Source organism: Phenylobacterium sp., assembly GCF_036264965.1.
GTDB lineage: Bacteria > Pseudomonadota > Alphaproteobacteria > Caulobacterales > Caulobacteraceae > Phenylobacterium.
The window spans coordinates 21396-28518 of the sequence record NZ_DATAPY010000075.1; the positions used below are offsets into that span (position 1 = coordinate 21396).

A 7123-nucleotide genomic window follows, 5' to 3' on the forward strand; every position below is an offset into this window, starting at 1 on the left:
GAGTTGGCGCGTCACGCTGGACGACGCTGTGCGGGTCCGGCGAGCGGACGGAACGGAGGCCACGCCGCGGGCGCGCAAGGCGCGGGCGATGATCGCCTACCTGGCCAGCAAGTCCGCTCACGCGGCGACGCGGGGCGAGCTGATCGCCCTGCTGTGGAGCGACCGCGGTCGGGATCAGGCGCGGGCGAGCTTGCGGCAATGCCTGTTCGAGCTTCGCGCCGAGCTTCCGGGCCTCGTGGCGGTCGAGGGTGAGCAGGTCTGCCTGGCGACGGGCGTCGCTGTCCATCCGGCCAAGCTCGGGGCGCTTCACGACCTCGACCACATCGATCCGGTTTTCGATCGATGGCTCGCCGACCATCATCCGAACGGCTTGCCCTCGGCTTCGGCGGCTTCCGAGCGGGGCGGGCCCGGACGCTCGCGGGTCGGCCGCTGGGGTCTCGCCGCAACCGCGCTCGTGACGGTTCTGGTGCTTGCCGGCGCGGCGGCGTGGGTTTTGGGCCGCCGCCCCGCCACGCCGGCTGGCGTGCGGGTCGTGGCGATCCTGCCGTGGTCGGTGACACCCGCCGACGTCGGACTGCGCAGCGTCGCCGACCGGATCGTGACCTCAATGAACGCCGGAGTGCCGACCGGGCGGCTCGCGGTTCACGTGATGGACTCCGGCAGCCTGGCTCGCGCGCGGCGTTCAGGGGCCGAATGGATCGTCAGCGGGGAAGTGCTGAGCAGCTCCCGACCGACCGCCCTGACGGTTCGTGTCCAGACGCCGGCCGGCGTGCTGCTCTGGTCGAAACGCCTGGAAGCGCGGGACGGCGCAGCGCCCGCGGCCGACAGGCTCGCGAACTGGACCAGCTTCGTCATCAGCTGCGCGGTGCGGGGGCCTCGCGGCGTGCGTCGGCCCGACGACGTGACGGCGTTGATGATGGACGCATGCGGGAAGATCTATTCCGGCGCCCCCGATAGCAGTCCGGAAGACCTCGCCGTGGCCGCCCGCCGGTTCATCGCCGCGGCTCCGCGTGACGCTTATGCGCACGGGATTCTCGCCACCGACCTGGCGGTCAACGCGGACGCCCTGCCTCCTGACCTCCGACCGGCCGCACGCCGAGAAGCCGAGGCCGAAGCCAGGCGCGCCCTGGCGCTCGACCCGACCACCGGGGAGGCTTATCTCGCGCTGGGCCGGCTGGCGCTGGACAGGCGCGAGTTCGCCAACGCCGAGCGTCTCTATCTGCGTGGTCTGGCGGCGGAGCCGGACCATCCGTCACTTCCGAACTTTATCTCACACGTCCTGAACGCCGTGGGCCGCAACGAGGAGGCGGTGGTGTTCGCGCGCCGTGCGATGGCGAGAGACCCGACTTCGCCGGTCAAGATCGTCACGGTTTCGGCCTTGCTGGCGCGCGACGGCCAGCCCCGCGCCGCGCTGACCCTGCTCGATGATGCGGAGGCGCGCCGGGGCCGCGATCCGGGACTGTCCTGCGAACGGGTGGCGATCCTCCTGCATAGCGATCCGGCGGCTGCACGGGACGCGATCGCGCGGGCGGCCGAGGTTCCGGGCTGCCTCGAACCAGCGCGCCAGGCGCAATTGGTCCGGGAGACCTACGCCATTGAGCATCCGCACGGGCCAGAGGCCGCGGCGTTGCTCCGCCAGTTGGAAGCCGGCGACGAGTTGCAGCCTCGGGAGGCCGCCCGCACGGTCGAGGCCCTGGCGGGCCTCGGGCGCACCGAGGCGGCTTTGGCGCTCGCGCAACGCCGTCTGCTGGACACCAGCGTGCTGTTCGAGCCGGCGACACGCAGCCTTCTCCTCAGTCCGCGCTTCCCGGAAATCGCGCGCCGCCAGGGCTTGTGGGGCTATTGGGAAGAGACTGGCCATTGGCCGGACATCTGCCGCGATCCGGCGCTGCCCTGGCGTTGCGGCGACTCCCGTCAATAAGGCGTCAGCGGCGCATTGACGGCGGGTTTGACGCGCAGCCCGCGCCGCTTTCGGCCTAGCTCCCCGATCTGAGCGGCGCCGTCCCGCCTTCCGTGAGCGGCGGTGCGCGCCTTCGTAGGGAGATCGAAATGCGTAAGATGCTGCCCGCCTTGACGACCGCCTGCCTCCTGGGGCTCGCGACCCACGCCGCCGCGCAGGGATACCAGGTCACGCCGCTGGTAACCGACGACCAATCGGTGCTCTCGACGCTCGGCTATGGGCCGGCGGCGACGGTCGATCCGAACCTCATCAACCCCTGGGGCTTCGACCATTCGCCCACCGGGCCATGGGTGGTGGCCAACGCCTTCGGATCGGGAGCGGCCAGCGTCTACAGCGGCGCCGGGACGATCCAGTCCGCTCCCGTGGTCACGCCGCAGAACGGCGGCGGCGGCCCGGCCGGACCGACCGGCCTCGTCTATACGGGCGGCCTGGGCTTCTCGCCCGCCGCCGGCGGCGGCGCCCAATTTGCAATCGCCAACCTCGACGGCTCGATTTCAAGCTGGGACGGCTCGAGCGCCAGCGCGCAGGTCGTCGTGCCGGGACGGACGGGTGGGAACATCGCCGTCTACACCGGCCTTGCGGTGGGGAGCACGGGCGGCGCGAACTACCTCTATGCCGCGAACGGCATCAGCGGCCAGATCGACGTCTTCAATCAGAGCTACAGCAAGGTCTCGCTGACCGGCAGCTTCACGGACCCCGGCGCCAATCCCGGCGGCCTAGCCCCCTTCAACGTCCAGACCCTCGACGGCCACGTCTGGGTCACCTACGCGGTTCCCGGTCCGCCCGCGGACAACCAGCCCCTGGGTTCGGGGTTCGTGAGCGAATTCAATCTCGACGGGACCTTCGTGCAACGTTTCGCGGACGGCGGCGGATTGTCCTCGCCGTGGGGCATCGCCATCGCCCCGTCCGACTTCGGGAGCTTCAGCAACGACGTCCTGATCGGCAATTTCAACGATGACTCGCACGACGAGGCGTACATCTCGGCTTATGACCCGACGACGGGACAGTTCCTCGGCAAGCTGAGCGAAGACGGCTCGCCCATACTCCTGCCTGGGCTATGGGGGCTCGAGTTCGGCAACGGCGCGGGCGCCGGCGACAGCAACACGCTCTACTTCGTCGCCGGAATCGGGGACGAAGGGCATGGCCTGTTCGGCTCGATCACAGCCGTACCCGAGCCGGAATCCTGGGCGATGATGATCCTGGGCTTCGGCCTCGCCGGGGCGGTCATGCGACGCCGCAGGCTCACGCCCGCTATGGCATAAGGCGTCCGGATGCTCCCCTTGAGGGGGAGCATCCTGCGTCTTAGGCGGCGACGGCCTTGATCAGGGACTTGTTGAGGATGCCGATCGCCGCGTCGCGGTCGATGCGCTCGATGGCGGCGACTTCGCGGGCCATGCGGTCCAGCGCGCTCTCATAGAGCTGGCGTTCCGAGTAGGACTGTTCCGGTTGGTTCTCAGCGCGGTGCAGGTCGCGGACCACCTCGGCGATTGAGATCAGGTCGCCGGAGTTGATCTTGGCTTCGTATTCCTGGGCGCGGCGGCTCCACATGGTGCGCTTCACCCGCGCGCGGCCCTTCAGGGTCGTCAGCGCCTGGGTCACGACATTGGTTTCGGCCAGGGCCCGCAGGCCCGCGGTGCGCGCCTTGGCGGTCGGCACCCGCAGCGTCATCTTTTCGTGGTCGAAGGTGATCACATAGACTTCGAGCTTCAGACCGGCGACTTCCTGAACTTCGATCCCCTGCACCTGACCCACGCCGTGGGCCGGATAGACGACGTGATCGCCGATCGAGAAATCCATACCGTTCTTGCTCATGGAGATAGTCCTCTCAAATTCCTGGGGCCCGGCCTGCGCGGACCTGTGACGCACATGCGCCCAGCGAATAAGCCACCCTGTCCGCGAAGCAGATCGCGGCGGCGTTATCGGTTGGAAGCGGAAGTAGACCTCTTAAGACACCCTTCGCCTGGAGCCGGAGCTATCCCTCATTGGACTGCGCCGGATCGGCGTTTCTTCGCGGCCGACGGGCAAAGGCAGAGGGCCTGAGCGCCACGTCGTTCATAACGATAACATAAAATGAAGCGGAATGAAAGGGTTGCCCCGGAGGGCCCGCCATCCAGCGGCGGTCTGACGGCGAGCTTTAGGAGCCGCGGCCCGGCTTCTCGGAGAAGTATTTCTCAAGCTTGCCGGTCTCGCGCTCGAAGGTTTCGGCGTCGGCGGGCGCCTCGCCCTTTACCGTGATGTTCGGCCAGACCTTCGAATAGTCCGAGTTGATCCGCAGCCACTTGCCGTCGGGGTCGTCCTCGGTGTCCGGCTTGATGGCGTCGACGGGGCATTCCGGCTCGCAGACGCCGCAGTCGATGCATTCGTCCGGATTGATCGCCAGGAAATTCTCGCCCTCGTAGAAGCAGTCGACCGGGCACACCTCCACGCAGTCCATGAACTTACATTTGATGCAGGGATCCATCACGATGTAGGTCATGGCGGGCGAGGGGCCTCCGAGTGCTCTGAAGCAGGCGCGGGTTTTTCGCGGCGGCGCCCGCGGTTGTCAATGCCGCGGCCGGGCTGGCCCTACGAAGAAATCTCCAAAGGCGAATAGAGACCCCGTGCTTCCTTGGGCGGGCCGCGGCGTTCGCCGAGCGCTTCCACCTTCACGGCGATCAGCTTGCCGCCCAGGGCGAAGACCAGGGCGTCGCCGACCTTGAGCGGACGGGCGGGCTTGTCGATGCGGCTTTCGTGTCCGCCGCGGGTCAGGCGGATGCGGCCCTCGTCGATGAAGGTCGCGGCCAGCGTGCGGGTCTTGAAGAAGCGGGCGCGCCACAGCCAGACGTCGGCGCGCGTCGCTTCCTGGAGCACGGGCTCGCTCATGGCCGGCCCTGGACCACGCGACGGCGGCGGCGCGGCCGGCGCACGGGCGCGGGTTCGCCCTGGAGGGCGGCCAGGGCGGCGAAGGGCGAGTTGGGGGCGTGGATCGGCCGGTGTTCGACGGCGAACTCGCGATCGCCGCGGCGGCGCCAGGTCGCGGCCTCGCCCGGGCGTTTCACCGCCGCGAAGCCCAGGCCCTTGAGGATCGTGCGCGCCTCGTCATCGCGCCAGCCCAGCTCGTCGCGGGCCTGATCGGAGAGGACCACGCCGCCATTCTGCTTGGCGCCGGCGCGGAGCAACTCGTCCAGCCGCTCCAGCTGCTCGACCGGGACGGCCAGGCCGCGGACGGCGCGCAGGCCAAAGGCGGCCAGCGCGCGCGCCGAGGGCGTCTGAGCGGGCAGGCGGCTCAAGGTGTCGCTCGCCGGCCGCCAGCCGGGCACGTCGCGCGCCGCCAGCGCTTGGGTCAGGACCCGCGCCTCGGGCCGCAACAGCGAGGGCATGAAGACCGAGAAGGCGCCCAGCCGGACGCCAAGGCCGCGCAGCATCCGCCGCTCCACCTGGCTGAGCTCGCGTACCTCGGCGCGCACCCCGGCGCGGTCCAAGACGCCGCCCGCCTCGATCAGCCGGTAGGCGAGGCCTCGCGCCAGGCCCTTGATCCGCCCGTCGGCCACGGCGGCCTCCAGTTTCTTCAACGCCGAGAGCCGGCGTCCGGCCTCACCGACCACGAAGGCTTCCAGCCGATGAGCCGCGCGCTGGCGCGCTGCGTCGTGGCCGAGCTCGCCCAGAAGGCGCACCTGTGGGCGGAAGGGCTCGCCGCCGCTCAACACGCCCGCAGCCTCGCCGCGCCATAGCACCGTCCCGTCCGGCGAGAGCGCGAAGGCTTCGTCCAGTTCGGCCGCCAGCTTGCCGAGACGTCGCGCGATCTCCGGTCCCACCGCATGAGTGGCCGCGGCCCTGAGCGCCTTTTCTTCCAGCACCGAGGAGCCCTGCGCCGGTTCGAACCGCACCCCGGTCAGGCGCCCGACGAAATGGCCCTCGACGGTCACGGCGCCATCGGCCGCGACCCCGGCCAGCATGTCCTCGCGGACGCGCAGGCCCCGCATCAGGGCGCTGGTCCGCCGGTCGACGAACCGGGCCATCAGCTTTTCGTGCAGAGTGTCGGAGAGCCGGTCTTCCAGCTGGCGCATCTGGCCCTGCCAGCCCGCCGGGTCGGCCAGCCAGTCGGGACGGTTGGCCACATAGGCCAGCGTCCGGACGCTGGAGAGCCGCGCGGCCAGGGTGTCGATCTCGCCGTCGGTGCGATCGAGGTGGGCGTACTGCCTGGCGATCCAGTCCTCGGGGATCCGCCGGCGGCCAGTGGTCAGGTGCAGGAAGAACTCCTTCGCCAGACCCATGTGTTCCTCGGCGGCCACCTTGCGGAAGTCCGGCGTCTGGCAGCATTCCCAGAGCTGTTCGATGGCGGCTCGACCGCGGGCGCGGTCGAGGACGTCGGGGTCCTGGACCAGCTTGCGCAGGATGATCTCGTCCAGCGCCTCGGCCGACAGCTTCAGGCCCTCGCGGTCCGGGGTCTTGGCCAGCGACTTGAGCAGGTTGGGCAGGGTGGCGAAATCGAGTTTGGAGTTGCGCCATTCCGCCCCGGTGACCGGCTCGAAGTGATGCTCCTCGACGGCGCGGACGAGGTCCTCGTCCATGTCGTCGGCCTCGCCGGTGACGCCGAAGGTCCCGTCGCGCTGATAGCGCCCGGCGCGTCCGGCGATCTGTCCGACCTCCTGTGGATAGAGGAACCGCGTGCGCCGGCCGTCGAACTTCCGCAGGCCGGCGAAGGCCACATGGTCGACGTCCATGTTCAGGCCCATGCCGATGGCGTCGGTGGCGACCAGGAAGTCGACCGCGCGTTCCTGGTAGAGGGCGACCTGGGCATTGCGGGTCCTGGGGGACAGGCGGCCCATGACGACGGCGCAACCGCCTTTGCGGCGGCGGATGAGTTCGGCGAGGGCGTAGATCTCGGCCGCGCTGAAGGCGACGACGGCGGTGCGGGGCGGCAGGCGGACCAGTTTGGCGGGGCCGGCGTAGGACAGTTGCGACAGTCTTGGGCGGGTTTCGATCTGGGCGGTGGGGACGAGGCGGCGGATCAGCGGGGCGATGGTCTCGGCGCCGAGGAACATGGTCTCGACCATGCCGCGGGCATGCAGCAGGCGATCCGTGAAGACGTGGCCGCGGTCGGCGTCGGCGCACAGCTGGATCTCATCGACCGCGACGAACTCGGCGTGGCGGTCCAATGGCATGGCCTCGACCGTGCAGGAG

5 protein-coding genes and 2 pseudogenes are annotated in these 7123 nt (G+C 69.8%); 3 read left to right on the forward strand and 4 right to left on the reverse strand.

Going from position 1 to position 7123, the window contains the following annotated elements:
* The first annotated feature begins 88 nt into the window (after positions 1-88).
* The 3 genes and pseudogenes from VHS75_RS10115 to VHS75_RS23080 all read left to right on the forward strand — a co-directional run.
* The gene (locus VHS75_RS10115) at positions 89-1921 is read left to right on the forward strand and encodes a hypothetical protein (RefSeq protein ID WP_329638491.1); all 1833 of its coding nucleotides are present in this window, start codon (positions 89-91) and stop codon (positions 1919-1921) included.
* A gap of 137 nt (positions 1922-2058) precedes the next feature.
* A pseudogene (locus VHS75_RS10120) lies at positions 2059-3114 on the forward strand (TIGR03118 family protein); the annotation flags it as partial.
* A pseudogene (locus tag VHS75_RS23080) lies at positions 3115-3222 on the forward strand (PEPxxWA-CTERM sorting domain-containing protein); the annotation flags it as partial. It lies immediately after the preceding pseudogene.
* Positions 3223-3262: 40 nt separating this feature from the next.
* Here VHS75_RS23080 and VHS75_RS10125 read toward each other — a convergent pair.
* The 4 genes from VHS75_RS10125 to VHS75_RS10140 form a co-directional block, all read right to left on the reverse strand.
* A complete protein-coding gene (locus tag VHS75_RS10125; protein ID WP_329638493.1) occupies positions 3263-3772 on the reverse strand; it encodes a CarD family transcriptional regulator in 510 nt (169 codons plus the stop codon).
* A gap of 322 nt (positions 3773-4094) precedes the next feature.
* A complete protein-coding gene (gene fdxA / locus VHS75_RS10130) occupies positions 4095-4436 on the reverse strand; it encodes a ferredoxin FdxA (protein WP_329638494.1) in 342 nt (113 codons plus the stop codon).
* A gap of 89 nt (positions 4437-4525) precedes the next feature.
* Positions 4526-4822 carry an RNA-binding S4 domain-containing protein gene (locus VHS75_RS10135; RefSeq protein ID WP_329638495.1) on the reverse strand — a complete coding sequence of 99 codons (297 nt, stop codon included), beginning with the start codon at positions 4820-4822 and terminating at the stop codon, positions 4526-4528.
* Positions 4819-7123: helicase-related protein (locus VHS75_RS10140; RefSeq protein WP_329638496.1), on the reverse strand; the 2305-nt coding region annotated here is incomplete at its 5' end. The genes VHS75_RS10135 and VHS75_RS10140, both read right to left, overlap by 4 nt.

Bases quoted from the DNA above. Each gene is read 5' to 3' on its own strand.
- fdxA (WP_329638494.1), bottom strand. From the start codon at position 4,436: ATGACCTACATCGTGATGGATCCCTGCATCAAATGTAAGTTCATGGAC.
- VHS75_RS10115 (WP_329638491.1), top strand. From the start codon at position 89: ATGATCGCCTACCTGGCCAGCAAGTCCGCTCACGCGGCGACGCGGGGC.
- VHS75_RS10135 (WP_329638495.1), bottom strand. From the start codon at position 4,822: ATGAGCGAGCCCGTGCTCCAGGAAGCGACGCGCGCCGACGTCTGGCTG.
- VHS75_RS10125 (WP_329638493.1), bottom strand. From the start codon at position 3,772: ATGAGCAAGAACGGTATGGATTTCTCGATCGGCGATCACGTCGTCTAT.